Source organism: Streptomyces sp. NPDC048295, from assembly GCF_040652135.1.
GTDB lineage: Bacteria > Actinomycetota > Actinomycetes > Streptomycetales > Streptomycetaceae > Streptomyces.
Genome location: NZ_JBEZLL010000022.1, coordinates 1 through 23,240, shown reverse-complemented (window position 1 = coordinate 23,240; position 23,240 = coordinate 1). Strand labels below are relative to the sequence as shown.

Below are 23,240 nucleotides of genomic sequence, written 5' to 3'. Positions count from 1 at the left end.
CGGATCCGGAGGGCCCGGGTCGCACCCCGCACGTCGTCCGCAGATGGTCTACACGTCGTCCCAGGCCATCGAGCTCATCCTCCAGCCGGCCGGCGTCCGGACGAACTGGGTGGTCTTGCGGCCCTCGCCCTCGAACCGCTCGCCGTTGAGGATGCCGGCCTTCCGGTACTCGCTGAACCGGTGAGCGATGGACCCGAAGATCTCGGTCCGCTCGGCGACCTCCCATTCGGAGAACTCCGTCATCGTCCCGTCGGTGAGCACCTTCTCCCGGGGTTCGATGAATGAGTCGATGTCGTAGACCACGGGCTCGTCCCCGACATTCGCGATGATCATCCCCTCCGGGACGAACACCTCGCGGATGACGCCGAGGTTCGGTCGGCTGCCGCCGGTGTTGGCGAACGCACCGAGGAAGGCGCGCATCAGCCGGTCGAGCTCGGCCTTGACGTCGGAGGCGGACGCCCCCGGCGCAGCCGCAGCCGCCGTCGCGCCTGTGGGCGACCACTCCTCGGAGAGGACCGACCAGATCTCGCTGTCGCGCCGCACACCCCGGTACAAGGAGTGCCGCCGCAGCACACCGTCACGGGTCATCCCGAGTCGGCGCGCGACATCGACGCTGCGGGTGTTGCCCGCCGCGACCCACCACTCGACCCGGGCCATCCCGCGCTCCGTGAAGGCCCAGTCGATCAGCGCCCGGCTCGCCCGGGTCACCAGTCCCCGCCCTTCCCCGGCGGCCTCCAGCCAGCAGCCGACCTCGCACACCCCGGAGGTGCTGTCGAAGCGCGTGAACATGACGCCGCCGACCAGCGTGCCGTCCAGCCAGATCCCGTAGATCCGGGCGGTGTCCTCGGCCTGCTTGTCGGCGTAACGCTGGAGGACGGCCGTGGCGGAGGAGAGGTCGGTGCTGAAGGTCGCCCAGGGTATCCAGGGGTCCACGTGGGGCCGTGCACGGTCGATATGGGCGAGGAACTCCTCGGCGTGCCGGGGTTCCAGAGGGCGGAGCTGGGCGTCGTCGCCGAGCGGCAGTGTGAACACGGATACCTCGTCCCTGGGTGCGTAACAAGCGTTCGGTACGTAAGGTAGCAGCATGCCGCCCGCACCTGGAGACCGCGAAGCCCGTCGAGAGGACGTTTCCGAGGCGGTGTGGCACGTACTGGCCGACAAGGGATTCGGCGGGCTGACCCTGCGCGCCGTCGCCGCCGAGATGGGCGTCTCGACCGGGATGCTCATGCACTACTTCCCGGCCAAGCGGGCCCTGATCGCTCATGCGCTGGACCTGCTGGAGAAGCGCACCGCGGAACGTCCCCGCCGCGAGCGTCCCGCCGAGGGCCTCGCCACCGTACGGGCCATGCTGCTGGACATCCTGCCGCTGACCGCGGGCGACACGGCGCGCAACCGCATCTGGGTCAGTTCCTGGGACCTGGCCCTCGCCGACGACGGCCTGGCCACGGACCAGGCCGACCGCTACACCCGGCTGCGCTCGACGCTCCGCCCGCACCTCGAAGCCGCGCGCGGCCTGGGTGAACTTCCCGCGGCCGCCGACCCGGAGCAACTCGCCGCCACCGCAGTAGCGTTCACCCATGGACTGGTCGTCCAGGCTCTCTTCGACCCCGGCCGGTTCTCCGAGAACGTACAGGTCACCATGGTCGACGACTTCCTCGCTTCGCTCGCGCGGCGATGAGGTCCGGTCCGGTCGCTTCCGTGGCGGCGCATCCGTACCCTCGATCTCGACCTCACCTTCAGCCTCACCTTCACCCGCGCTGTGCGAACGGCCCGTCGAGGGCGGCCCACTGGAGCAGCATGATGGTCTTGGCGTCGGCGATCGTGCCGTCGCGGATCCGGTCGAGCGCCTCGGCGAAGGGCAGTTCGACGACGGCGATGTCCTCGCCCTCGGCAGCGATTCCGGTGGTACCGGTAGGGGTGTCGGCCGCGTCGTAGGGGGCGGCGAAGAAGTGCAGGCGCTCGGTGACCGAACCCGGGCTCATGTAGACGTCGAAGACGTGCTCGACGGCGCCGACGGTGTGCCCGGTCTCCTCGGCGGCTTCCCGGCGGATGGCCTCCTCCGGGCCGTCGCCGTCCAGGAGCCCGGCAGCGGTTTCGAGCAGCATCCCGTCGGGATGGCCGTTGACATAGGCGGGGAGGCGGAACTGACGGGTCAGCAGCACGGTGCGCCGCCCGGCGTTGTGGAGCAGGATGGTCGCCCCGTCGCCGCGGTCGTAGGTCTCGCGCTGCTCGCGGCTCCAGTGACCGTCACTGTGCTGGTAGTCGAAGGTGGTCTTCCGCAGTACGTACCAGTCGCTGGAGAGCAACTCCACCTCACGGACCCTCACGCGCGGGTTGCCGGTGAGGTCGCGGCCGTGCTGGTCCAGGCCGGTGCGGCCGCGCCGGTCGGGGGTGTCGATTCCGGCGGTCACCGGGCGGCCGGAACCGCGGCGAGACCGGCGTAGACGTCCTTGCCCTGCGCGAGGGCCAGGTCGACCATCCGGTCCGCGCCCTCGGAGGGGCCGCCGATCCGCAGGACCGCGTCACAGCGGGAGAGCAGTCGCTCGGCGACCGGGTGGAAGATCTCCTGGAAGAGCGTGTCACCGGGGCCGGTGCTGCCGGCCGTCTCCAGGAGCGGCAGGGCGAGGGCTTCGCCGGTGACGGGCAGGTGCCCGGCGCGGAACAGGGCGAGAGCCGCTTCGTTCATCGCCCGTACGTTGGCTTCCAGTCTGCGGGGGTCGTCGCCGGTGCCTGACCGGTAGGGGCCCGCGACGAGAATCATCTGCGCGCGTGGAACGCTGGTCATGACCGTTTCACTCCTTCGTGGGGGACATCGGCATCGGCTTGCTTCTGGGCGTGGGCGGGGGCGTGGGCGGATTCAGCGGATTCAGACGAGAATGCTGTGGACGCCCGCGTCCCGCAGGGCGTCCAGGGTCTCCGGGCCGCTGGGATGCGTGGCGGCGTCCTCGGCGGCCTTGTCGGTGACGAAGCTGTGCACCGCGTCGAGCGGGGCGACCCGGCTGAACGCGCGTACCCCCAGCTTGGTCGCGTCCGCCACCGCGATCGTGCGGGTGGCCCGGGTGAGTCCGACCTGCTTGACGGCCGCGTCGTCCAGGGAGAACTCCGACCAGCCGTGCTCGGCGTGCACACCGCCGATGGACATCACGAAGCAGTCGAAGGCCAGGGATTCCAGGGTGCGCAGCGCGAGCGGGCCGACGAGGGAGCGTTCGGCGGGGCGGGAGCGGCCGCCCACGACCAGCAGGTCGATCCCTGGCCGGTCGGCCAGGCTCATCGCCGTCTGCAGGCTGAGCACGGCGACCGTCAGCGGGGCGCGGGCAGCCAGGTGCTCGGCGACGTGCACGGTCGTGGTCCCCGCGTCGAGCAGCACACGCGATCCCGGCTCCACCAGCGCGGCGACGGCGGCACCCAGGCGGTCCTTGGTGGCTGACTGCCAGGGCTCCCGCGCGGAGAACCCCGCGTCCTCGTCACGTGGGCGGGTGGCGACGGCGCCACCGTGCACCCTGCGCACCAGGCCCTGTCGCTCCAGGGCGTCGAGGTCCCTGCGCACGGTCATCTCGGAGACGCCCAGGCGATGGGAGAGCTCCGACACGGAGACCCGGTCGGAGCCCTGCACCAATCGCAGGGTCAGGTCCAAACGATTGGCGACACCCATGCCTCAATTTCTATCATGAGTGAGTGAGAATGAACATCGGAATGTGCGAATGTCGATCGCCGGAGACCGGACGATTCAGCCGCCGTCACTGAGACCGCCGCTGTCGCTGCCGCTTGGTCTGCTGCCGCCGACGTCAGTTCATCTGCCGACGGACCCGCTTCGCCTCGCGGTCGACGGCCCAGGCGTCGGCGACCGGCCCGAGGTGGCCGAGCTTGTCGGGGTTGATCACCCCGCGAACGGTCTGGATCCTGCCGTCGAGCACCTCGATAACCATGGTGTTCAGAACCCTGCCGTCCCGGTCGCGGAAGACCGCGCCGGGCTGGCCGTTGACCTCGTGCGGCTCACACGTCACGTCGATCCGGAACAGCCAGGGGAAGGCCGTGCCCAGCACCCGGGCCACGTTCTCCGCGCCCACGACGGCCTTGGCCAGCTGCGGGGCCTTGCCGCCGCCGTCCCCGACCAACTGCACATCGGCGGCCAGCAGATTCCGCAGCCCGCCCACATCACCGTTCTTCAGCGCGTCGAAGAACCGCGTCGCCAGCTCCCGCCGCTCCCGGGAATCCGCCGCGAACCGCGGCCGTCCGGCCTCCATGTGCCGCCGCGCCCGTACGAGCAACTGCCGGCACGCCGCCTCGGAGCGCCCCACCGCCGAGGCGACCTCGTCGAACCCGAAGGCGAACACCTCCCGCAACAGGAAGACCGCCCGCTCCAGCGGGCTGAGCCGCTCCAGCAGCACCAGCGCCGCCATCGAAACCGAGTCGGCCAGCTCCACCGACCGCGCCGGATCCTGGTACGGATCGCTCAGCAGCGGCTCGGGGAACCACGGCCCGACGTACTCCTCCCGCCGGACCCGCGCGGAGCGCAGCACATCGATCGAGATCCGGGTCACCGCAGCCGAGAGAAAGGCCTTGGTCGACGTGGGGCGGGTCGTCGAACCGTCGTAGCGCAGCCACGTCTCCTGCACCGCGTCCTCGGCCTCGCTCACACTGCCCAGAATCCGGTACGCGATCGAGAACAGCAGCGGCCGCAGCTCCTCGAACTCCCCGACCTTGCTCACACCGACTCAACTCCCCGACTCGCCGACGCCGACAGCCCGAAACGTGACGGGCCGGGCCACCGGCGGGCCAGAGTAGTGCCCCGGCCCGGCCCGGTGGTTGGTACCGCTCAGTGGAACTGTCCGGGCTCGTAGGAGCCGGCCGGCTGCTGGGCGATGACGTTCAGCCGGTTCGCCGTGTTCATGAAAGAGACCAGGACCACCAGCGAGGTGAGCTGCTCCTCGTCGTAGTGCTTGGCGGCAGTGGCCCACACCTCGTCGCTGACCCCGCCGGCCCCGTCCGCGATCCGGGTCCCCTGCTCCGCCAGCTCCAGCGCGGCCCGCTCGGCCTCGGTGAACACCGTGGCCTCCCGCCACGCCGCGACCAGATGCAACCGCACGGGGGTCTCACCGGCGGCGGCCGCGTCCTTGGTGTGCATGTCGATACACACGGCACAGCCGAAGGCCTTGCCGGCGGTAGGGCTGGCGAAGTAGTTCAGTCGCGCGTCCATGGTGTGCTCCTCCGTGGTCGTCAGTGGCTACACCTCTGGGACGAGACAGCCCGACCCCCTGTGACATGGAGGGGTGTGACCTGGATCCCCATGGACAGAGCCGGCCCCCGCACGGTCACCCCCGCAGGCCGACCCCGTGCGTGCTCACGCCACACTGGAGCCGTGAGCGACAACGTCCACGTGATCGTTTCCGGACTGCCCGCCAGCGGGAAGAGCACGCTGTCCCGCACGCTCGGCAAGCACCTCGGCTGGCCGGTCATCGACAAGGACGAGATCCTCGAAGCCCTCTTCGACTCGCTCGGAACCGGAGACCATGAGCACCGCCACCGTCTGAGCCGGGCCGGTGACGAAGTCCTCTTCAAGCTGGCCGCGCACACCGAGCACGCCGTCCTCGACAACTGGTGGCACCACGAAACCGCGCCACAGCGGCTCCACCGGCTCGACGCCCGCCTGATCGAAGTCTTCTGCGACTGCGACCCGGCCCTCGCCGCCCAACGCTTCCAAGCGCGTACCCGGCACCCCGGACACCTCGATCCGCATCTCACCCAGGAACAGGCGGCCGAACGTGTCGCTGCCGTCCGCGCCACGTTCAGGGGGCCGCTCCGCCTGGGCGGTCCTCTGCTTACTGTCGACACCGCTCGGCCGGTCGACACCGCCGCCCTCGCCGAGGAGATCAGCGCCCTCCTCACCATCTGATCGCCGATGGAGCCGTAATGGTGCGGCCGGGCATTGGAACTCTCGGAACAGCCTTTCTGAAGGCAGCGTGGTTCTGTTCCCTTCCTCCAGCTCAATGGATGTCCGGCGCCCTTGGCGTGGCTCCTGCGATGTGCCGGCCTGCAGCCGTTCGTCCACGCGAGGAGCTCGCGTGCCTTTCCCGCGCTGTGCTTGGCCCTATCGACCGAGGTGCACGACAGCAGGACTTCGGTCTCCTACGAGAGCGTGACGCGGATCTGGTCACCCTCCCGGTATGTACCAGGTTCGAACGCTTCTACGGCGTCGTGTGTTTGTCGTGAAGTCGCTGTCAGTGATCAGCGTGTGGCACTAGGGTCCAGAGCATCTGCCGTCGGACGACTGGGGGACAGGAATGATCGGGGAGGCACTCACAGCGCTGGCCGCCGCTGGCGGGCTTGCTGTGGCGCAGGCAGCGGGAACCAGCTCGTGGCAGAGTCTTCAGCAAGTGGTAGCGCGTTGGTTCGGTCGCGGTCAGGAGGCGCGCGAGCAGGCGGCGCTGGTGCGCTTGGAGCAGAGCGCGGCGACGATTGCTGCGGCTGACAGCGGCGACGAAGCGCAGGTCAGGCTGAGCGAACAGGCCGTATGGCAGGCCCGGTTCGAGATGGTGCTGGAAGGCATGGAGGACGAGGAGCGGAAGGCGGCCGCGGAGGCTCTGCGCGCCCTGCTCCATGAACAGGACGCGCTCCGCGTGGTTTCGGCGGGCGACGGCGGTCAGGCTGTTGGCGGGAACGTCAGCATCCGTGCCGACCATGGCGTGGCCGCGTTGCGGATGGGGGATGTGACGGTCGGCACCCCTTCGTCGCCGGACCCGGATCAGGGCTGACCGAGCCCGGCGCCTCGCAAGCCCCTCAGATTCACGCCCAGACGGCTATCACCGCGACTCACGGCGGGCTGGCCGTCGGGCAGGCTGCCAGCGTGGCCTACTACGCCGAGCCGGCGGCGGTGACTCTATTGAGGCAGGCCGCCAGGCTCGCCCAGAAGGTCGTCGTGGTGGAACGCACGGCACGGAGCAGCCTGTTGGGGCCGGCTGCGACTGCGGCGGATGTCCCGTTCACCGTACGGGTGACGCTTCTGCGCGGTGCCGGCAACCCCGTGCCCGGAACGCTGGGTGAGTTGGTCGACGCCTATGCGGCCTTGGCCGAAGGACGGCTGGTCATCACCGGGGCGGCCGGCGCGGGCAAGACCGTACTGGCTTTGGAACTGGTGCTGTTGCTGCTGCAGCGGCGGCGCCCGGAACAACCGGTGCCCGTGCGGCTGTCCCTTGCTGAGTGGGATACCGACACGCCGCTGGAGCGCTGGCTGGTGCGGCAGGTCAGTGAGACGTACAGCGTCCGCCTCCGCGCAGCGGAGGTGCTGGTGGCCCAACGCATGGTCCTGCCCGTCCTGGACGGGCTCGACGAAATGGACGGCGAGGCCGGCTCGTCGATGAGGGCGGCGCGAGCACTCGAACAGATCAACCGTTACCACGGCCCGCGCGGAGCCACCCCCCTGGTACTCACGTGCCGGGCCACGACGTACGAGCGGGTGAGTCGCGATCACGGTGGTCTTGCGTCATCAGCTGTCGCCAAAGTCGAAGAACTCGACACCGGACAGATCCGTAGCTACCTCGAACAGGCCCTTGCGGCGCGATCCGAGGGCGAGAAACGCGCCTGGGCTGAAGTCATCGACCATCTGGACCAACTCCCGGCCGGAGCCCTGGGGACCCCGTGGCGGCTCTACCTGGCCACCACCGTCTACTCGGGGGGACGCGACCCACGGGACCTGCTGGCTCTTGAGGCCTTGGGAGAAGTGGACAGAGTCCTGCTGGAGAGACTCATTCCCGTGGCGATCGAAACTTCTCCGCACCGGGGCTACGACGCCAAGCGGGTCAAGAAGTGGCTCACGTCGTTCGCGGTTAATTCGACGAACCCCGGCAATGAGAGTGTTGACGGTAGCGGCCCAGTTTCAGACATTTCGCTCTATCGACTTGAGTCGATTTTCGGTCGCAAGCGCGTGCAGGCGCTCCACTGGATCGTATTTACTCTCGTCGGTGGCGGGTTACTTTTCTGGTTCAGATCCAGGACGATTCACCTTCCGGGCGAAAACCCGATGTGGCTCGCCTTTGGTGCAATATTCTTCGGGGTCATGCTCGGCGGGTTCGCCATGGGAATCTCTGTCGAACCGATCCGACCGATTCACCCCCGGCGGCGGAAGAGAGAGGAAGGCGAATCGCTCTGGGATATTTTGCGCCGAAATCCGGACGTTGTTGAACTGCACCTGAAGGGGAGGGCGGGCCGACACATCTGGACTTGGGTCGGGTCAGCACTCCTCGGCTTTGCGGTCATCGTCATGCTGATCATGAAGTTTCTAATCCCCACTTCGTGGTTGCTTGCACCGCTGTATGCGCTCGGAACGACCATTGCTATCTCTCTCGGACTCTTTTTGTGGGCATGCGCCCAGGTTGCCTACGAGGCGATTCCGGTCATATTTGCGGAAGCTGACGCCGAACCCGTCCTCAAGCCCAGTGCTCCTCTGCGGCAGGACGCTGTGGTGAGCGCGCTGGCAGTCGGCTCTATGGGCATGCTTGCTCCTTTCTGGGCGAAAGTCGCTTTGGTATTGGCCCTGGCGATACTTCCGTATGTCGTCGGACGGGCCTGGGTGCGCTATGTGATAGCTATTGCGGTCGGCTCCTGCCGGGGTATGGCACCGCTGCGTCTCGCCCATTTCCTTTCGTGGGCCCACCGGGCAGGTTTGATGCGTACGACAGGGCGCACCTATCAATTCCGGCATCGGGACCTTCAGCAGTGGCTGGTTGATGAGTACCGTGAACGCGAAGAGGCCGCATTCCTGTTCAGGCGTGCGAGAGATGGATCCGTCAGTGATCGTGATCGCTTGGAGGCTGCCGACACCCTGGTTGGAGTTGGTGACCCCGAAGGGCCGCAGGCGCTGTATCACTTGGCCAATGATACGAATGTTCAGTTCGGTATCCGGGTGCAAGCGATCCAGTCGCTGGCTGAGGTGGATGATTTGCGGGACGTCGCCGTCGGGATGCTGTCGACGCTATCCAAACTGGCATCGGTGAGCTATGGCCCAATGGAATTCGTGACCGTAGTCAAGGCCCTCGACGAGTTGGCGCCCGCCAGCGCGTTCAGCATGGTGCAGCAGGTGGCGCAGAACGCTGAAGCACGGCGTGATGTGCAGGAACTGGCTGCCTCAACCCTGCGGAGGGTGGCCGAACCGCTTCCGCCATCACATCAGACTCCGGGCGGCGGAGGACGGGCGAATGAGGGAAGCCCGGCCGCTTCCACGTCGGCACAGAAGTGGGACAAGGCTGTTGTGGCTGACCTGGTACGCAAAAATTGGGGCAAGCCGGGCGCCTAGTTGAGTTCCGCACGTACGCCCGCGCCGCCACGCCGGCTGACCACCGGAGGCATCCGTGGCGTCCTTCGCCCGAGAGCCGATGCGGATGGCGGACCGGGCCGCAACCTCGGCGGCGTGCCCCATCCAGTCCCCGCCGCTCGTGTGCTGCCAGGCGACGGTCACGTTGATGTGCACTCCGAGCATCTTCGACAGGAGTCCCGCGGGCACCTCCTGGGCGAGCGCGAACATCGCGATGCTCCGGCCCTGCCCTGCCCTGACTTGACGCCGATCGCGCTCAGCCGCCGGCATAGTTGTGACTCATGGATGGGATGCCCGCGCTTCTGCCGAGGAAGAGCCAGTCGCTCTCGTGCCGGATCAGCGTGTCGGTGGCCCGTGATGCGACGAGTTCCAGCGTGAGTCCGTTCAGCGGCGCCGGCAGCTTGATGGGCCGTGTGCCGAGGCTGACCAGGACGGACGGCGACGGTGCGACGGGACTGTGGCGGGCCCTGGCCGAGGTGTTCCCCACAGCCCGGCATCAGAGATGCTGGGTCCACAGAACCAGGAATGTCACGAACGCCCTGCCGAAGTCCGCCCAGCCCGGGGCCACCAAGGCGATGCAGGAGATCTACAACGCCGAGGGCCGCGCCCACGCGGCCAAGGCGATCGAGGCGTTCGCGCGCACCTACGGCGCGAGGTTCTCCGAGGCCGTCGCGAGGATCACCGACGACGCTGAGGAACTGCTGGCGTTCTACGACTTCCCAGCCGGGCACTGGATCCACCTGCGGACCACGAACCCGATCGAGTCGAGGTTCTCCACCGTCAAGTTCCGGACCAAGGTCACCCGCGGCGGCGGCAGCCCCGCCGCCAACCTTGCGATAATGTTCAAGCTCGTCGAATCCGCCCAGGCCCGCTGGCGCGCGATCACCGGAGCCCACCTCGTTGCCCTGGTCCGCTCCGGTCTCCCGCTTCGAGAACGGCATCCTGATCGAACGCGCCGAGGTGGCGACATGACCGAGCACCCCGCCCCCGGCAGCCACGCGGTCGAGGTGGAACTGGCGATCGATCAGGTCAACATCGTGAACCCGACCGAGGCCGCCGCCACCGTGCGCTGCATGCGCGGGCCGGTTCGCCGCGGCGCCCGGTTCGATCGTATCCGCGACTCGGCGGAAGCCATCGATCTGGAACTGACGCAGATCCTCGCCCACCACCGTTCCATCGAGGAACTTGACCCCGTCCACACCGCGCTCGTGACCTTTCAAGGCACAGGAGTCCAATTCCTGACGTCAGCCACCCCGCGCTCGGGCTGGCAGGCCATCCAGGGAACCAACCCGCCACCGTGACCAAGCCATCGACAGGTATTGACTATTGCTTGTGATCTTGGAGGCGGGGCGCTGTGCGACGGACGTACGCACCGGCGGGTACGACCGGTGCGGCGGCTGTGCCCCCGGGCCGTGGCCTCGGAGCACAGCCGCCCCGCACCGTCAGACGACGACGAGACGGTTGGGCGCCGAGCCCCGGCCGAGGTTGCGGAACAGCTTCTTGATGTCCTCCGGGGCGAGCTTGATGCAGCCCGCGGACTTGTAGTCGCCCACGCCGTCCCAGCGCCGGCTCTCGGTGCTGCCCTGGCCTCCGGTACGGGTCATCTCGCTGTGGATGAAGAGTTCCGTACGAGTGGTCCGGCCGTTCTTGCATGTCTTGTTGCTCAGCGGGATGGCGTACCCCTTGATGAAGTTGCCGTTGTAGCGGGTCTGGCGGGCGCCGACGGTGTACGTGCCGGCGGGCAGCCAGCCCTTGCCCGGGGCGCACTCGTCGCGCCCCTTCGCGTTGTTCCGGCCGAGCCCGGAGCCGGCGCGGAAGACGGCCTCCGTCTTGTTGTTGCGTACCACCATCAGACGCGAGTTCTGAGGGTCACTGGCGTTGCGCACGAACTTCAAGGTGGTGACGGCGGCGGCCGCAGCCGGACGGCCGCCGGACGCGGACGCGGCCTGACCGCTCGGGGCGGTGGCGGCGGCAACGGTCACCACGGCCATGGCACTCAGACCGATGACAGCGGCACGGGTACGCAGGGGAGAGGTCGCGGACATGGGTGATCACTCCTTCGAGGTTGGTCGGGCCGGCATGCCCCGGGAGTCCGGGAGCTTCTTCCCGGGCTCCATCGGTCCCGCGTCGAGCCGTGGGGACCGTGCGGTGCGGGGCGCCGTGGATCAACCATGAGCCCTCGGAACGGGCGTAGGGAACGCCTGGCCGTCATGCGCCGATGGCCGGTCATGCATGCACCTATGCACCGCTCCGACCTGCGCTTATGTCTGCCATGGCAGGCAGGCGCGAGCGGCGCTACTTGCCCAGCTCCGTGGCCAGGGCGGCACGCCGGGCGAACATCTCCTCCTTGGAATCGGCCATCTCGCGCAGGGCGGCCTTCCGTTCCCGCTGGGCAAGCCGGTCCAGATAGAGGTGGCCGCGCAGGTGGTCCGTCTCGTGCTGCAGGCACCGGGCGAAGTAGCCCCGGCCCTCGATCACCAGCGGCGCGCCGTTCCTGTCACGGCCCCGTACGACGGCACGGTCGAGCCGGGGCACCACACGGTACGGGCCTGGAACGGACAGGCATCCCTCGGATTCCTCGACCAGCCTGCGATCCTCGGCAGGTACCTCGTCCAGAACGGGATTGGCGATGTGCCCGACATGGCGGACCCCCCATTCGTCCGTGATGTCCCACACGAACAGCTGCAGATCCACATCGACCTGGTTGGCGGCGAGACCCGCGCCCTCCGCCACCTGGTTCGTGGCGAACATGTCGTCGATCAGCCGTGAGAGCTCCGGCGTGCCGAACCGGGTGACCTCCTGGCATCGACGGCGCAGAATCTCCTCCCCGACGACGGTGATGCGGCGTACCGCGCCCCGTTCCACCTCCGGCGCGAACCGCGGATAGGACTCGACGGGTTCGCCCTGCACGCGAACCCGGCGGTCGTGCGGGGTGTCATCGAACCGAACGGCCATGGATCATCAACGCCTTCCGTGCGTGCCCGAGCCGGTCAGAGGCCGTACTCGGGATTCCGAACTCCGAACTCCGAACTCAGGTCGGTCGCGACCGACTTGACCGAATGCTTTGCAAAGTAGCACCCTTTGCAAAGTGAGCGATGAAAAACGTCAGTCAGCACCCGTGGGACCGCCGTCGCAACGTGCCCGGCAGCCCCTCCCGGACCATCCCGTACGCGTCGCCCTGCTGGACCTCCTCGCCGAGGTCGGCACCGTCACGTCCACGCAGGCCGCCGCCCGGCTCGGCCACAGCTCCGGCCTCTGCTCATTCCACCTGCGCCAGCTCGCCCGGCACGGCCTCATCGAGGAAGCGCCGCACGAGGGCGGGCGGGCGCGACCGTGGCGGCTCCGCTGGGAGTCCTCCCGAGCCTCCGGCCAGGAAGCGCCGGAACGGTTCGACACGCTGGCGCGCGGGCTGGAGGACGAGAGCTACCAGCACTGGCTGGCCCACCGGGACCAGGCGCCGGCCGAGTGGCAGCACGACGAGTCGTTCAGTGCCGTGGTGCACCTCACCCCGGGGGAGATGACCGAACTCGCCGCCGCCATCCGCCTCCTGCTGGCCGGCTACCGCGAACGGGACCAGCGCCCCGCGACCCGCCCGGCGGGCACGGTGGCCGTCGCCGCGGTCACGAGGCTCTTCCCCCTGCTCACCGAGCGGCCCTGAGCCGGGTCCGTATGCCCGATGCCGGGCGCCCCGGGGCGGGCGGAGCATCGCGGGTCCGAGTCGATTCCGCCCTGCCGGCAGTGAGCCGCCCGGTGATGGAGCACCTGACCTGGCGGGACCTGGACGCCGTGCTCGGCGAGGACCGCGTACCCGGGGTGTCCACCGCCGTGGGTTGGGCGGCGCAGGCCGCCGAGGCGCTGCAGGCGGCGCAACGGCCGGAGTGGTGCGAGGGGACCTGGAACCGGCGAACCTCGTGCTCACTCTGGACGGCAGGGGCGAGGTCCTCGACTGCGGCATCGCCTGGTACGTCGCCGCTGCCTTCGCCCTGTTCGACCAGAACGCCCCCGACCACAGGACTCCCGACCACAGGACCCCCGACCGCAGGTCCTCCGGCAACGCCTCCCTGCTCAGGTGGCGAAACACCACCGGCGACGCGGTCACACCGACCCCGACGGTGGCCGCTGGAGTCGTGTGTGTCGGCGGCACGACAAGAACGTGTATGCCCTGAGCGCCACCTCAAGAACAGCCGGTAGCAGCCCAACGGCCGTGCACTCCCGGCAGGTGGTCGGGAGGAGCGCGTAGGCGTACGCCCTCCTCCGCGCACGGTCACCCGGTCGGACGGACCCCTCGGGCGGCCAGTGCCCCGGGCCACCGCGTGTGCACCGCCTCGTACGCCACCTCGCCGTCCCGGCTCGCGTCGGGAAGGACGGCGGGGGTGGATTCGGCGATCGCGTCCGGGCGCTCCGGTTCGAGGGGTGCGGTCGCCGAGCCGGCTCTAGCCTGATCGTTATGGACATCACCATTCACACGAGCTTCCTTCCGCACGACGACCCGGAGGAGTCCCTGGCCTTCTACCGCGACATCCTCGGCTTCGAGGTCCGCAGCGACGTGGGACAGGGCAAGATGCGCTGGATCACGGTCGGCCCCGCCGGCCAGCCCAGCACGTCCATCCTCCTGGCCCCGCCGGCCGCCGACCCCGGGGTCACCGAGGACGAGCGCCGGGCCATTGCCGAGATGATGGCCAAGGGCACCTACGGCTGGATCCTCCTGGCCACCCGGGACCTCGACGGCACCTTCGACCAGGTGCGGGCCGGTGGCGCCGAGGTCGTCCAGGAGCCGACCGAGCAGCCGTACGGCATCCGCGACTGCGCCTTCCGTGACCCCGCGGGCAACCTCGTCCGCCTCCAGGAACTGCGCTGACCGTCCGAAGCGGACGGCCGGGGCGGCAGGACCGATCAGGAATCAAGAAGCACCGGTCGTCGGGCCGCAACTAGCGTGACGGACATGGCATCCATCGAAACCGTCACCCTGGAAGTGGCCGACCCCACGGCGGCCCACCACTTCTGCACCACCGCCTTCGGCCTGGACACGCAGGTGCGCCTGCGGGCCTCGGAAGCGTCCACAGCCGGCTTCCGCGGGTTCGCGCTCGCGCTCACGGTGTCCCAGCCGGCCACCGTCAACAACCTCATCGACGCCGCACTCGACGCGGGAGCCACATCGCTGAAGCCCGCCGCGAAGTCTCTCTGGGGCTACGGCGGCGTCGTACAGGCCCCGGACGGGACCATCTGGAAGGTCGCGACCTCGGCGAAGAAGGACACCGGACCCGCCACCAGGCAGATCGACGACATCGTGCTCCTGCTGGGAGTCACGGACGTGGTGGCGAGCAAGCGGTTCTACGTCGACCGGGGCCTGGCCGTGGCGAAGAGCTTCAGCCGTGTGTACGTCGAGTTCGCCGCCGGGGCGAGCCCCGTGAAGCTGGCGCTGTACAGGCACCGCGCCCTGGCCAAGGACGTCGGCGTCTCCCCGGACGGAACCGGATCGCACGGGCTCGTGATCGGCGGCGACGCCGGGCCCTTCACCGACCCGGACGGGTTCGCATGGGAGGCTGCCTCACCGGCACATACGCCCTGAAGCACCCCTGCTGACCGCCGTCGAGCCGAGGAACGGCCCCGCACGAAATGACCGGAGGGAAAGGAAAACATGTCAGGCGCGCCGCCGCGTGGACTTGAGGAGAGGCTGCGGGACACCCGCGCGAAGCTTGAGAGCGAGATCGACATCTGGGTCGCGACCTCGGGCACCCCGGACGGCGCCCACCTCGTCCCGCTCTCGTACCTCTGGGACGGAACCGCGTTCCTCGTCTCGACGCCGCGCACCTCGGTCACCGGCCGCAATCTGCTGGCGGACGGCCGGGTACGACTCGGCCTCGGGCCGACGCGCGACGTCGTCGTCATCGACGGCACCGCCGAGCCGGTGGACCTGACCGACCTCGGTCCGGAGGCGGGCGACGCGTTCGCTGCCAGGACCGGTTTCGACCCGCGCGGACTCGACGAGACCTACCAGTACTTCCGGATCCTGCCCCGGCGCATTCACGCCTGGCGGGAGGCGAACGAGCTGCAGGGACGCACCCTCATGCGCGACGGCAACTGGCTCGGCTGACCACCCCCGTACCGGAACACCCCCCCGCCCCGAATCCGGATGGTGCGTCGGCCCCGCGGACGTGGATCAGTCGCCGCTCTCCGTCGGCTGCGGTCTGTTGTCGACACAGCAGCGGACGAAGTCCTGGACGACGGGATCGGCGTCGTCGGCGCGGGCCCACACGACGCCGACCCGACTGGGGCCGACACCGCTGACAGGGCGGTAGACGATGCCCGGACGGGCGTAGAAGCGGGCGGCCGACGCGGGGGCCAGGGCCATGCCGTAGCCATTGGCGATCGCGCTCAGCCAGTCGTCCGGCTGGTCGGTGACGGCGCCGATGCGGACCGGGTGGCCCTCGCGTTCGTCGGTGGCCAGCCAGTAGTCGCGCCACCAGCCGGTCTCGGGCGGGGCGGCCACGAACGGCTCGTCCCACAGATCCCGGAACGGAATCACCTCGCGCGCGGCGAGAGGGTGCCCCGCGGGGAGGGCGATCCAGCGGGGCTCGGTGAACAGCACCACCGTCCGCAGCGCGTCCTGGCCGGGGAACGGCAGCCGCAGCAGGGCGACGTCGACGTCCCCGTCGGCGAGCCCGGCGCTCGGCTGCGTCCAGGCGGCCTGCCGCATGTCCACCCGCCAGCCCGGCCGGCACCGGGCGAACTCCGCGATGATGCGCGGAGTCGCCTCGTTGGCTGCACTGGCCATGAAGCCGACCCGCAGCACACGGGCCGCCCGGTCGGCCGCGCTCCTGGTCTCACGCAGCACCTGGTCCCACTCGGCCAGCAGCGCGGGCACCCGCTCTCCCAGGGCCCGGCCCGGTTCGGTGAGTGCCATGCCGGTGCGGGACCGCGTGAACAGCCGCACCCCCAGCAACGCCTCCAGCTGCTTGATCTGCTTGGTGAGCGCCGGCTGGGACACGAACAGCCGCTCCGCGGCACGGGTGAGGGACCCCTCCTCCGCCACGGCGACGAAGTAGCGCAGCAGCCGAGTGTCCACATCCATGCCATCAGGTTATGGAAACAGGTATTGGAAGTCACTCAGGGCTCGGGGGGAGGCTTGCCGCAGCGAGCAGACAGAGCTCCGAGAGAGTGGAGGGAGCGGCACATGTTCACCGCTTACGCGATCATCACCGTCATCACGATCCTGGCCAATGCCGGGATCGCCGCAGCCGACTTCTCAAGGGCCGGGTTCGTCGTCGCGAATTCGACCGAGGTGGGCGTCCCGCAGACCTGGATCCCGCGGCTCGCCGCGCTCAAGGCCGCGGGAGCCGCCGGACTCCTGCTCGGCCTCATGGGATTCACGGCCATCGGCGTGGCCGCCGCGACGGGACTCGTCCTGTTCTTCATCGGTGCGATAGCCACACACATCCGTGCCCGCGTCCACCACAACATCGTGTTCCCCGGCGCCTATCTGGTCCTGGCCGCTGCGTCTCTCGTTCTCGTTCTCGCAGTCGCCGTCAGGGATTAGACATGGTGCGGATCGGGACCGGCCTGGTGTTCCCGACAGGGCCCGGGCGGACCCGGCAGCCCCTACGGCTGCTCGGCGACCCCGCGCAGGTGGCGGCTCACATCGCCGACGAGCTTGATGTCGGCGCGCCGCTCCACGAAGCGCCACTCCCCGTCACGATGCTCGAAGCGGTCCCGGTACCGGCCGGCGGCGATGGGCTGCAGCGCCAGTTCGGGCAGCGCCTGCAACACGGTGACGTACGAACGTGACACCGCCGTGCGGGTCTGCTCGTCGACCTCGATGGCGATGTTGGTCGTGACGTGCTGGGTCCGCGGAGTGCCGTCGGCGTAGACGATCAGCGTGTCCCGGAACATCTTCTCGATCGCCGCGCGGCCGCTCACCGGCGCTCCGCTGCCCGCGAAGGACGCGTCGGCGAGCAGAAGACCGAGCCCCGCGAAATCCCCGTCGTCCACGAGCTCGGCGTAACGCGCGATCAGGTTCTCGACGGCCCGGCAACTCGTCATCGTGTCGACGGACCGGGATGCGGATGCGGACACTTCTGTCTCCAACTGTCTCCAAGGGGCTTCGAGCAGCAGCGGCGGTCTCCGGCGTGCGGTGCCCTCGGTGGCCACAGAGTACCCATCCCGCCGGTGCCAACGGCCGTACGGGGGAACGCTGTCCGCCGTACGCGCAGGTGAGCGTGACTTCGTCCGGGGGCGACCGTTGAGTCGACCATGATCATTCGACGTATGACCACGGCCCTCGGCGTCTTCGCCGCGACCACCCTGCTCGCCCTGTCCGTACCCGTACCGGCCGCTCATGCCGCCGATTGCGCGGTCCGCTCCGACGGCAGGCTGTACTGCGGCAACAAGGCGGGCGCGAAGGGGTACGCCGACCGCTCGTACCGCTCCGCGACCCGTGGCACGCTCAACGGCACCTTCAGCTGGTTCCAGTGCTGGGGACACGGCGACCCCCACCCGGGAGGGAACGACATCTGGTACTGGACAGAGCTCGACAACGGCGCGTGGGGCAACGTTCCGGCAGCGGACGTGAGCACGGGCCAGGACCCCGCGCCCGGTCTGCGCGAGTGCTGAGAGGACGTCCTGTGGGGCCTGCATCCGGTCGGCGACGCCGACCGGATGTCCGCCGGGCCGTCCCTGGACCCCGGTAGCCGTCTCGTCGGCCTTCTCCTGGCCGGCCTCGGGCAGCCGGCCTTTCCCAGCCGGCTTTTCTCACGCCGGCGCCGGCTGCGCGCGGCGAACACGACGTGATCGTCACCGCAGGGCGCTGTGCTGCTAGCCCTGCTCGCGGCAGCGGCCGGCGACCTCGACCTGGTCATGAGGCTCCGGGAGCAGGTCGGGGGCAGCAACACGGACACGGAGTGGCTGACACTGTTCTCCCGCCCCGTGGCCCGGGGCGAGGTGGCGGCCGGTGCGGTGCATCCGCGCGTGGCATCGGCGCCGATGCCGCTGCGCGGCGCATACGCCCTGCACAGCCTGCCCGAGGTCCCCGACGCGGTGCTGACGGAGAGCGTGGACGAGATCTCCTGTCCCTGGTACGCGGGCGTGCGAACAACACCGGAAAGCGAACGGTCCGGCCCGGGCCCCGGTCAGGTTCGGATCAGGCGTCCCGCCACGCGCTCTCCTCGCACATCTGCCCGATCAAGCCAACTTGCGTTCCGATCAACCGACATGGATGCTCGGGGCGCGCGTCGGAACCCGGACCTGACGGTCTATCGTGAGCGGTATGTCCGCCCCTGAGTTGATCCGTATCGTGTCCCGAGACTCGCCCATGGCCCTCGCCCAGGTGGAGCGCGTCCGTGCCGAGCTGGCCGCACTCCACCCCACCACCGCCACCGAAGTCGTCCCGGTCAGGACGACGGGTGACAAATGGATGGGCGACCTCGCCCAGGTCGAGGGAAAGGGCGCGTTCACCAAGGAGGTCGACCAGGCACTGCTCGCCGGGGAAGCCGATCTCGCGGTGCACTGCGTCAAGGACATCCCGGCGGACCGGCCCCTGCCCGCCGGGACCACCTTCGCCGCCTTCCTCGAACGCGACGACATCCGCGACGCGCTCATCCACCCCGACGGTCTGCGCCTCGACCAGCTCCCGCCCGGCTCCCGCATCGGCACGTCCTCCGTACGCCGCATCGCCCAACTGGCCGCGTCCCACCCGCACCTGGAATGCGTACCGATGCGCGGCAACGCCAACCGCCGCTTGGAGAAGCTCGCCGCGGGCGAGGCCGACGCCCTGCTCCTGGCCGTCGCCGGACTCGTACGCATCGACCGCACCGACGTGATCACCGAGATCCTGCCGATCGAGATGATGTGCCCACCGATCGGAGCCGGCGTCCTGGCTCTGCAGTGCCGCGAAGGCGACACCGAACTGATCGACGCCGTCAGCCCGCTCGGTCACCCCGCCACGTACCGCGAGACCACCGCCGAGCGCATGTTCCTCCATGTCCTCCAGGGCCACTGCAACAGCCCCATCGCCGGATACGCCCAGGTCGAAGGCAATGGCGAACTGTCCCTGCGGGCCAAGGTCTTCACCCCCGACGGCAAGACCGTCCTCAACGCCCACGAATGGGCCGGCCCCCTCGACCCCGCCACCCTCGGTACCTCCGTCGCCGTCAGCCTGCTGCGCCAGGGCGCACGCGAGCTGATCGACGGCATCGCGCACTGACCGCCGGCCCCGTCATCCGAAGCGAGTCCGTCGCCGAGGGCGTCGGGGGACCTGGGCCGGACCTTCTCCATGTCAGGCGAGCCAGCGGTAGGGCAGGCGGAGGAGATCGGCGGTACGGGCGGCAACGGCCTCGGCATGCGGCGGGACGCCTTCGTCGGCAAGACCGCGAACCAGGTGCACATGGAGGGACTGGAGGGTGGCGAAGGTGTTGAACGCCCAGATCGGGAGCGGACCGGGGCCGACGCCTTCCAGCGCCTTTGCCACCACGCTCAGCCAGCCGGTGGCCTGCTCGCGTGTGAGGCCGGGGCCCTGGAGGACGCGTGTGAGCGCACGGGCAAGGCGCGCGTCCTCCGATTGCGCGTAACGGTAGTCGACTTGCGCGTTTGTCATCCTGAGGGCGCACAGTCCGAGGAGTTCGGTGCGGCGGCCGGGCAGGGCCTTCGCGAACGCGGCGGTGGCGTCGGCGCCATGCGCGACGGCGTGCAGCCAGCCCAGGGAGTAGTCCCAGCCATGCGTGTCGTGCTCGGCCGGATACCAGGCCGTGAATCCTGCGTACCAGCGTTCCGTGGCTTCCTTTGATACGAGGCCGGGGACTGTGTGCCCGCGTGTCAGAACGGAGCAGAGGACCAGCGGGGCGAAGGTCCGGGCCTGAACCTCGGGGTGGGCGAATCGGGCGGTGGCGGTGTCTCCGAGTGCTTCCAGGACTTCATCGAAGTGCCCTTCCGCGATCCAGCGGGAAGCGGCGGTGTAACCGTGGTCGTCACGGATTTCAGGGTCTGGCGAGACCAGCACGGCCGACAGTTCGTCGGCGAGCCGTGAAGCGGGCATGAAATCGGGAAAGGGAAAATCGGCAGCTGCGATCGACGGCCAGTCGACAAGATCGGCATTCATCGCGTCAGGCTTTCACGTTGACGGCACGGACCAGTAATGACTTTTTTGTGTCTGTTGTCCCGGACGCGCCATCCGGCACGCCTTCATCGGCCGATCGCTGCTGCGGTGGGCGTGGCTCGGCCCATGACTGGCGGGCGGTGAGCGCGAGACCGAGGGCGAACGGCCCGTCGAGCGGCGTCGAGCCGATACGCTCCAGGGCGGCGAACAGTTCGCACAGGCTCGTCGGCGCCAGGACAATCGGCTTCGTCGCCGCCCGCGGAAGTGGCTTCCTCCGTATCACGACCACAGACGCTCTTTTGCCGCACCCGGGTCGTCGCGTCCACCACCGGGTTCGGTACGAAGTCCGGTGTGAACGATCAGACTCAGCCCGCCACTGTTCGCGTGTTCATCGCGCTCGCCCCGCCCGACCACGCGAAGGACGAGCTCGCCCGGGAGCTGCGCCCCGCCTATGACACGCACCCTCGTATGCGGTGGAACCGCATCGAGGACTGGCACATCACCCTGGCGTTCCTCGGGGAGCTGCCTGTCGGGACGGTTCCGCTCCTGCGTCGGCCTCTCGCCGACCTCGCGGCGGACCACCGGCCACTGTCTCTGGCACTGTGTGGCAGCGGGAACTTCGACGACCGGGTGCTGTGGAGCGGAATCGACGGAGAACTCGATGAGCTGCGCATGCTCGCCGCCGATGTGCGTACCGCAGTCAGGAGCCGCGGTGTCGCCTTCGAGGACCGGCCCCTGCGGCCCCATCTGACGTTGGCCCGTGCCCGCCGGGGGGACCGGTCCTCGGTGGGAGAAATCGCCGAGAGGCTCACCGGCTTCACCGGGCGTCCATGGACCACCGAACGTCTGCACCTGGTGGGCAGCAACGTCGGCCGCAGCAGGGGACTGATCCATTACCGCGACATCGAGTCCTGGGCCCTCGGCGACGGGAGCCCCACTGGAGCTTCAGCGGACTCGTGAGGCAGTCCCCATGCCTCCCTGACGACTACTCACGTGTCCGGCGTCGTCGAATCCGTGGAGGCGTGCTCCCGGCGGTCGGCCAGCAGGGCGAGGGAGGGGGCGGTCCCGGGCAGTCGCGAGTGGTCGGAGCGCAGTCCGTCGAGAGCGATGGCGATCGTGCGCTTCCGGGCGTCGCGCGCCGCGTCGATCAGATCGGTGCGCCCCTGCCGGTCGAGTTGCTCGATCAAGGGGGACTTGCCGAGTTGTTCGATCAGTAGCGAGACGTCGGTGACCGTGGCGTCCGACCTGAGTGCTCCAGCGGCATGCGCGCGGGCCACCAGGTCCCGCATCAGCTCATCCGACCTGGTGAACTTGGCCGCCATCTCGTCGGTGACGGCGATCGTGCCGGCCAGCGGCCCGAGGGAGCCGCCGCTGAACTCGACGCAGGCGCTGATGTAGTGCGCGAGGCCTTCCCACGGGTCGTCGTGCCGCAGACCGTGTTCGGCGGCCTGGATCCACTGGTCGAGCGAGAGCGCGCACAGACGCTGGAAGAGCTCTTCCTTGGACCGGTAGCGGCGGTAGAGGCTGGCGATGCCGACTCCGGCGCGTGCGGCGATCGCGGCCACCGATGCGTGCGCCCCGTCCAAGGCCAGAACCCTCTCTGCGGCCTCCAGGAGGGCCTGATCGTTGCGTTCTGCTTCGGCGTGACGGGGAGCTCTGCGAGCCATGGGCTCAACGTAACCCTTTGCGAAGCGATTCGCCCCGTTATGGGCCCACTGCTCGCGAAGCTGCCGCGAAGTGACACGTAGCTCTCTGTGTGCTTGCGTCACCGTGGTCGCGCTGTGGTGATCGAGACGAGGAGCTGGGCGTGTGTCGGAACCGGGAACCGGAGGACCTGATCGGGGTCTGGACGCTGCTGGGGGAGGACCAGGATCGGCTCTGGAGCAAGTCGGGGGCGAACCGGCCGGGCTTGGCGCTACTGCTGAAATTCTTCGAGGTGGAGGCGCGCTTCCCGGAGGCCGGCTTCACTTCCGAGTTCACCTCGGTGGCCTCTTATAAGCTCTCAATCTGCGAGCCTGCGGCAGCAGATGAGGGTGCAGTCGATGCTGGTGAAGGCCGGCAAGTGCTCGGTCTTGCGCTCGTAGCGGCGGTGGAGTCGACGGCAGTCGGCGAGCCAGGACATGGTCCGTTCGATCGTCCAGCGATGTAGACCGAGCCGCTGCGAGGTCTTGACGCCCCCGCGGGCGATGCTGTGCCGGATTCCGCGCCGAGAGAGCCATTGCCGTAGGTGGTAATAGTCGTAGCCCTTGTCGGCGTGGACCTTGCCGGGCCTGCGGCGACGAGGGCCTCGACGGGATCGGATGAGCAGTATGCCCTGCACGAGTGGGATCAAGACCTGGCTGTCGTGGACGTTGGCGCCGGAGATTCCGACGGACAGGAGCAGACCGGTCCACTCGGTGACTAGGTGGATCTTCGCCCCGTACTCACCCCGGTCGACAGGATTCGGACCCGTCAGGTCCCCCTGCTCAGGCTCGCATGTTCACCGAGTCGATCGCGCAACGAGACCAGGCCGGTTCCCCGCGGGCCTCGAGTTCGTCGAGGGCCGGGCGGTGGAGCTTGGCTCCGACCCTGGCCTTCGTCCACTCGGTGAACCTGCGGTGAGCAGTGCCCCGGAATGACCGAACGATGCTGTGGGCAACCGCTGCCACGTGCAGCCCGATGTCGCCACGAACACGACCGCGGCTGAGACCTCCCGGCCACTGTGACGATGCCGACTGCCCCCTGAGGCCGCGAGGGTGACTCCGGCACCACGTGTCGGCGTACTCGTGAGAGTGCTCCACTGCGTACGGAGATCTGTGCACCAGGCTTCTCCTCCTGCGCGAGTCTCCAGCAGTTCCACGGCCGAGT

At 69.1% G+C, this 23,240-nt stretch carries 27 protein-coding genes and 2 pseudogenes; 15 read left to right on the top strand and 14 right to left on the bottom strand.

Annotated elements, in window-relative coordinates; all coding sequences use genetic code 11:
* Window positions 1–48: 48 nt before the first annotated feature.
* Window positions 49–1,032, bottom strand: a complete 984-nt coding sequence (locus AB0D53_RS28320) for a GNAT family protein (protein ID WP_362451635.1) — start codon at window positions 1,030–1,032, stop codon at window positions 49–51.
* Between the two features lie 52 nt (window positions 1,033–1,084).
* On the opposite strand from AB0D53_RS28320, the gene AB0D53_RS28315 reads away from it, so the two are divergent.
* The gene (locus tag AB0D53_RS28315; RefSeq protein WP_362451633.1) at window positions 1,085–1,678 is read left to right on the top strand and encodes a TetR/AcrR family transcriptional regulator; all 594 of its coding nucleotides are present in this window, start codon (window positions 1,085–1,087) and stop codon (window positions 1,676–1,678) included.
* A gap of 70 nt (window positions 1,679–1,748) precedes the next feature.
* Here AB0D53_RS28315 and AB0D53_RS28310 read toward each other — a convergent pair whose 3' ends face one another.
* From AB0D53_RS28310 to AB0D53_RS28290, 5 genes are all read right to left on the bottom strand, one after another.
* Window positions 1,749–2,411 (bottom strand): NUDIX domain-containing protein, encoded by a 663-nt coding sequence (locus AB0D53_RS28310; RefSeq protein WP_362451631.1) that lies wholly within the window; start codon window positions 2,409–2,411, stop codon window positions 1,749–1,751.
* Window positions 2,408–2,785 carry a DUF4406 domain-containing protein gene (locus AB0D53_RS28305; RefSeq protein ID WP_362451629.1) on the bottom strand — a complete coding sequence of 126 codons (378 nt, stop codon included), beginning with the start codon at window positions 2,783–2,785 and terminating at the stop codon, window positions 2,408–2,410. The genes AB0D53_RS28310 and AB0D53_RS28305 overlap by 4 nt, the downstream gene beginning before the upstream one ends.
* Window positions 2,786–2,866: 81 nt before the next feature.
* Window positions 2,867–3,652: a DeoR/GlpR family DNA-binding transcription regulator gene (locus AB0D53_RS28300; RefSeq protein WP_362451627.1), complete on the bottom strand. Its 786-nt coding sequence runs from the start codon at window positions 3,650–3,652 to the stop codon at window positions 2,867–2,869.
* A gap of 133 nt (window positions 3,653–3,785) precedes the next feature.
* The gene (locus AB0D53_RS28295; protein ID WP_362451625.1) at window positions 3,786–4,709 is read right to left on the bottom strand and encodes an RNA polymerase sigma-70 factor; all 924 of its coding nucleotides are present in this window, start codon (window positions 4,707–4,709) and stop codon (window positions 3,786–3,788) included.
* Between the two features lie 107 nt (window positions 4,710–4,816).
* Window positions 4,817–5,197, bottom strand: a complete 381-nt coding sequence (locus tag AB0D53_RS28290; RefSeq protein WP_362451623.1) for a carboxymuconolactone decarboxylase family protein — start codon at window positions 5,195–5,197, stop codon at window positions 4,817–4,819.
* Between the two features lie 162 nt (window positions 5,198–5,359).
* On the opposite strand from AB0D53_RS28290, the gene AB0D53_RS28285 reads away from it, so the two are divergent.
* From AB0D53_RS28285 to AB0D53_RS28270, 4 genes and pseudogenes are all read left to right on the top strand, one after another.
* On the top strand, window positions 5,360–5,893 hold the full coding sequence (locus tag AB0D53_RS28285; protein WP_362451621.1) for an AAA family ATPase: 534 nt from the start codon (window positions 5,360–5,362) through the stop codon (window positions 5,891–5,893).
* A gap of 388 nt (window positions 5,894–6,281) precedes the next feature.
* A complete protein-coding gene (locus AB0D53_RS28280) occupies window positions 6,282–6,752 on the top strand; it encodes a hypothetical protein (RefSeq protein ID WP_362451619.1) in 471 nt (156 codons plus the stop codon).
* 92 nt (window positions 6,753–6,844) lie between these two features.
* A complete protein-coding gene (locus tag AB0D53_RS28275; protein ID WP_362451617.1) occupies window positions 6,845–9,289 on the top strand; it encodes an NACHT domain-containing protein in 2,445 nt (814 codons plus the stop codon).
* 455 nt (window positions 9,290–9,744) lie between these two features.
* Window positions 9,745–10,227: pseudogene (locus AB0D53_RS28270) on the top strand (transposase); the annotation flags it as partial.
* A gap of 522 nt (window positions 10,228–10,749) precedes the next feature.
* On the opposite strand, the gene AB0D53_RS28265 reads toward AB0D53_RS28270, so the two are convergent.
* Together AB0D53_RS28265 and def are read right to left on the bottom strand one after the other, a co-directional pair.
* The gene (locus AB0D53_RS28265) at window positions 10,750–11,352 is read right to left on the bottom strand and encodes a L,D-transpeptidase (RefSeq protein ID WP_362451615.1); all 603 of its coding nucleotides are present in this window, start codon (window positions 11,350–11,352) and stop codon (window positions 10,750–10,752) included.
* Window positions 11,353–11,602: 250 nt separating this feature from the next.
* Complete coding sequence (gene def / locus AB0D53_RS28260; RefSeq protein ID WP_362451613.1) at window positions 11,603–12,262, bottom strand: peptide deformylase; 660 nt, start codon at window positions 12,260–12,262, stop codon at window positions 11,603–11,605.
* Between the two features lie 133 nt (window positions 12,263–12,395).
* Here def and AB0D53_RS28255 point away from each other — a divergent pair, with 133 nt between their 5' ends.
* From AB0D53_RS28255 to AB0D53_RS28235, 5 genes are all read left to right on the top strand, one after another.
* Complete coding sequence (locus tag AB0D53_RS28255; protein WP_362451611.1) at window positions 12,396–12,965, top strand: helix-turn-helix domain-containing protein; 570 nt, start codon at window positions 12,396–12,398, stop codon at window positions 12,963–12,965.
* Window positions 12,966–13,188: 223 nt separating this feature from the next.
* Window positions 13,189–13,473 (top strand): hypothetical protein, encoded by a 285-nt coding sequence (locus tag AB0D53_RS28250; protein ID WP_362451608.1) that lies wholly within the window; start codon window positions 13,189–13,191, stop codon window positions 13,471–13,473.
* 281 nt (window positions 13,474–13,754) lie between these two features.
* Window positions 13,755–14,165, top strand: coding sequence for a VOC family protein (locus AB0D53_RS28245; RefSeq protein ID WP_362451606.1), 411 nt, complete (start codon window positions 13,755–13,757; stop codon window positions 14,163–14,165).
* Between the two features lie 84 nt (window positions 14,166–14,249).
* On the top strand, window positions 14,250–14,876 hold the full coding sequence (locus AB0D53_RS28240; protein ID WP_362451604.1) for a glyoxalase: 627 nt from the start codon (window positions 14,250–14,252) through the stop codon (window positions 14,874–14,876).
* Window positions 14,877–14,945: 69 nt separating this feature from the next.
* Entirely contained in the window at window positions 14,946–15,401 is a 456-nt protein-coding gene (locus AB0D53_RS28235) for a pyridoxamine 5'-phosphate oxidase family protein (RefSeq protein WP_362451602.1), read from the top strand.
* Between the two features lie 66 nt (window positions 15,402–15,467).
* Here AB0D53_RS28235 and AB0D53_RS28230 read toward each other — a convergent pair whose 3' ends face one another.
* A complete protein-coding gene (locus AB0D53_RS28230; RefSeq protein WP_362451600.1) occupies window positions 15,468–16,379 on the bottom strand; it encodes a LysR family transcriptional regulator in 912 nt (303 codons plus the stop codon).
* A gap of 102 nt (window positions 16,380–16,481) precedes the next feature.
* Between AB0D53_RS28230 and AB0D53_RS28225 the strand changes: the two genes are divergently transcribed.
* Window positions 16,482–16,844, top strand: coding sequence for a DoxX family protein (locus AB0D53_RS28225; protein WP_362451597.1), 363 nt, complete (start codon window positions 16,482–16,484; stop codon window positions 16,842–16,844).
* Between the two features lie 62 nt (window positions 16,845–16,906).
* On the opposite strand, the gene AB0D53_RS28220 is transcribed toward AB0D53_RS28225, so the two are convergent.
* On the bottom strand, window positions 16,907–17,347 hold the full coding sequence (locus AB0D53_RS28220; protein WP_362451911.1) for a nuclear transport factor 2 family protein: 441 nt from the start codon (window positions 17,345–17,347) through the stop codon (window positions 16,907–16,909).
* Window positions 17,348–17,572: 225 nt separating this feature from the next.
* Here AB0D53_RS28220 and AB0D53_RS28215 point away from each other — a divergent pair, with 225 nt between their 5' ends.
* The 3 genes from AB0D53_RS28215 (at window position 17,573) to hemC (ending at window position 19,505) form a co-directional block, all read left to right on the top strand.
* A complete protein-coding gene (locus AB0D53_RS28215; RefSeq protein WP_362451595.1) occupies window positions 17,573–17,917 on the top strand; it encodes a hypothetical protein in 345 nt (114 codons plus the stop codon).
* A 195-nt stretch (window positions 17,918–18,112) separates the two neighbouring features.
* Window positions 18,113–18,583 carry a hypothetical protein gene (locus AB0D53_RS28210; RefSeq protein WP_362451592.1) on the top strand — a complete coding sequence of 157 codons (471 nt, stop codon included), beginning with the start codon at window positions 18,113–18,115 and terminating at the stop codon, window positions 18,581–18,583.
* Window positions 18,570–19,505, top strand: coding sequence for a hydroxymethylbilane synthase (gene hemC, locus AB0D53_RS28205; protein WP_362451589.1), 936 nt, complete (start codon window positions 18,570–18,572; stop codon window positions 19,503–19,505). The genes AB0D53_RS28210 and hemC overlap by 14 nt, the downstream gene beginning before the upstream one ends.
* Before the next feature lie 72 nt (window positions 19,506–19,577).
* Here hemC and AB0D53_RS28200 read toward each other — a convergent pair whose 3' ends face one another.
* On the bottom strand, window positions 19,578–20,396 hold the full coding sequence (locus AB0D53_RS28200; RefSeq protein ID WP_362451586.1) for a DUF2785 domain-containing protein: 819 nt from the start codon (window positions 20,394–20,396) through the stop codon (window positions 19,578–19,580).
* A gap of 4 nt (window positions 20,397–20,400) precedes the next feature.
* The gene (locus tag AB0D53_RS28195) at window positions 20,401–20,682 is read right to left on the bottom strand and encodes a hypothetical protein (protein WP_362451584.1); all 282 of its coding nucleotides are present in this window, start codon (window positions 20,680–20,682) and stop codon (window positions 20,401–20,403) included.
* Between the two features lie 62 nt (window positions 20,683–20,744).
* Here AB0D53_RS28195 and thpR point away from each other — a divergent pair, with 62 nt between their 5' ends.
* Window positions 20,745–21,353 carry an RNA 2',3'-cyclic phosphodiesterase gene (gene thpR, locus AB0D53_RS28190; protein WP_362451582.1) on the top strand — a complete coding sequence of 203 codons (609 nt, stop codon included), beginning with the start codon at window positions 20,745–20,747 and terminating at the stop codon, window positions 21,351–21,353.
* A gap of 29 nt (window positions 21,354–21,382) precedes the next feature.
* Here the strand turns inward: thpR and AB0D53_RS28185 are convergent, their stop codons facing one another.
* The gene (locus AB0D53_RS28185) at window positions 21,383–22,060 is read right to left on the bottom strand and encodes a TetR family transcriptional regulator (protein WP_362451580.1); all 678 of its coding nucleotides are present in this window, start codon (window positions 22,058–22,060) and stop codon (window positions 21,383–21,385) included.
* A gap of 335 nt (window positions 22,061–22,395) precedes the next feature.
* Window positions 22,396–23,186, bottom strand: a pseudogene (locus tag AB0D53_RS28180) (IS5 family transposase).
* Window positions 23,187–23,240 lie beyond the last annotated feature (54 nt).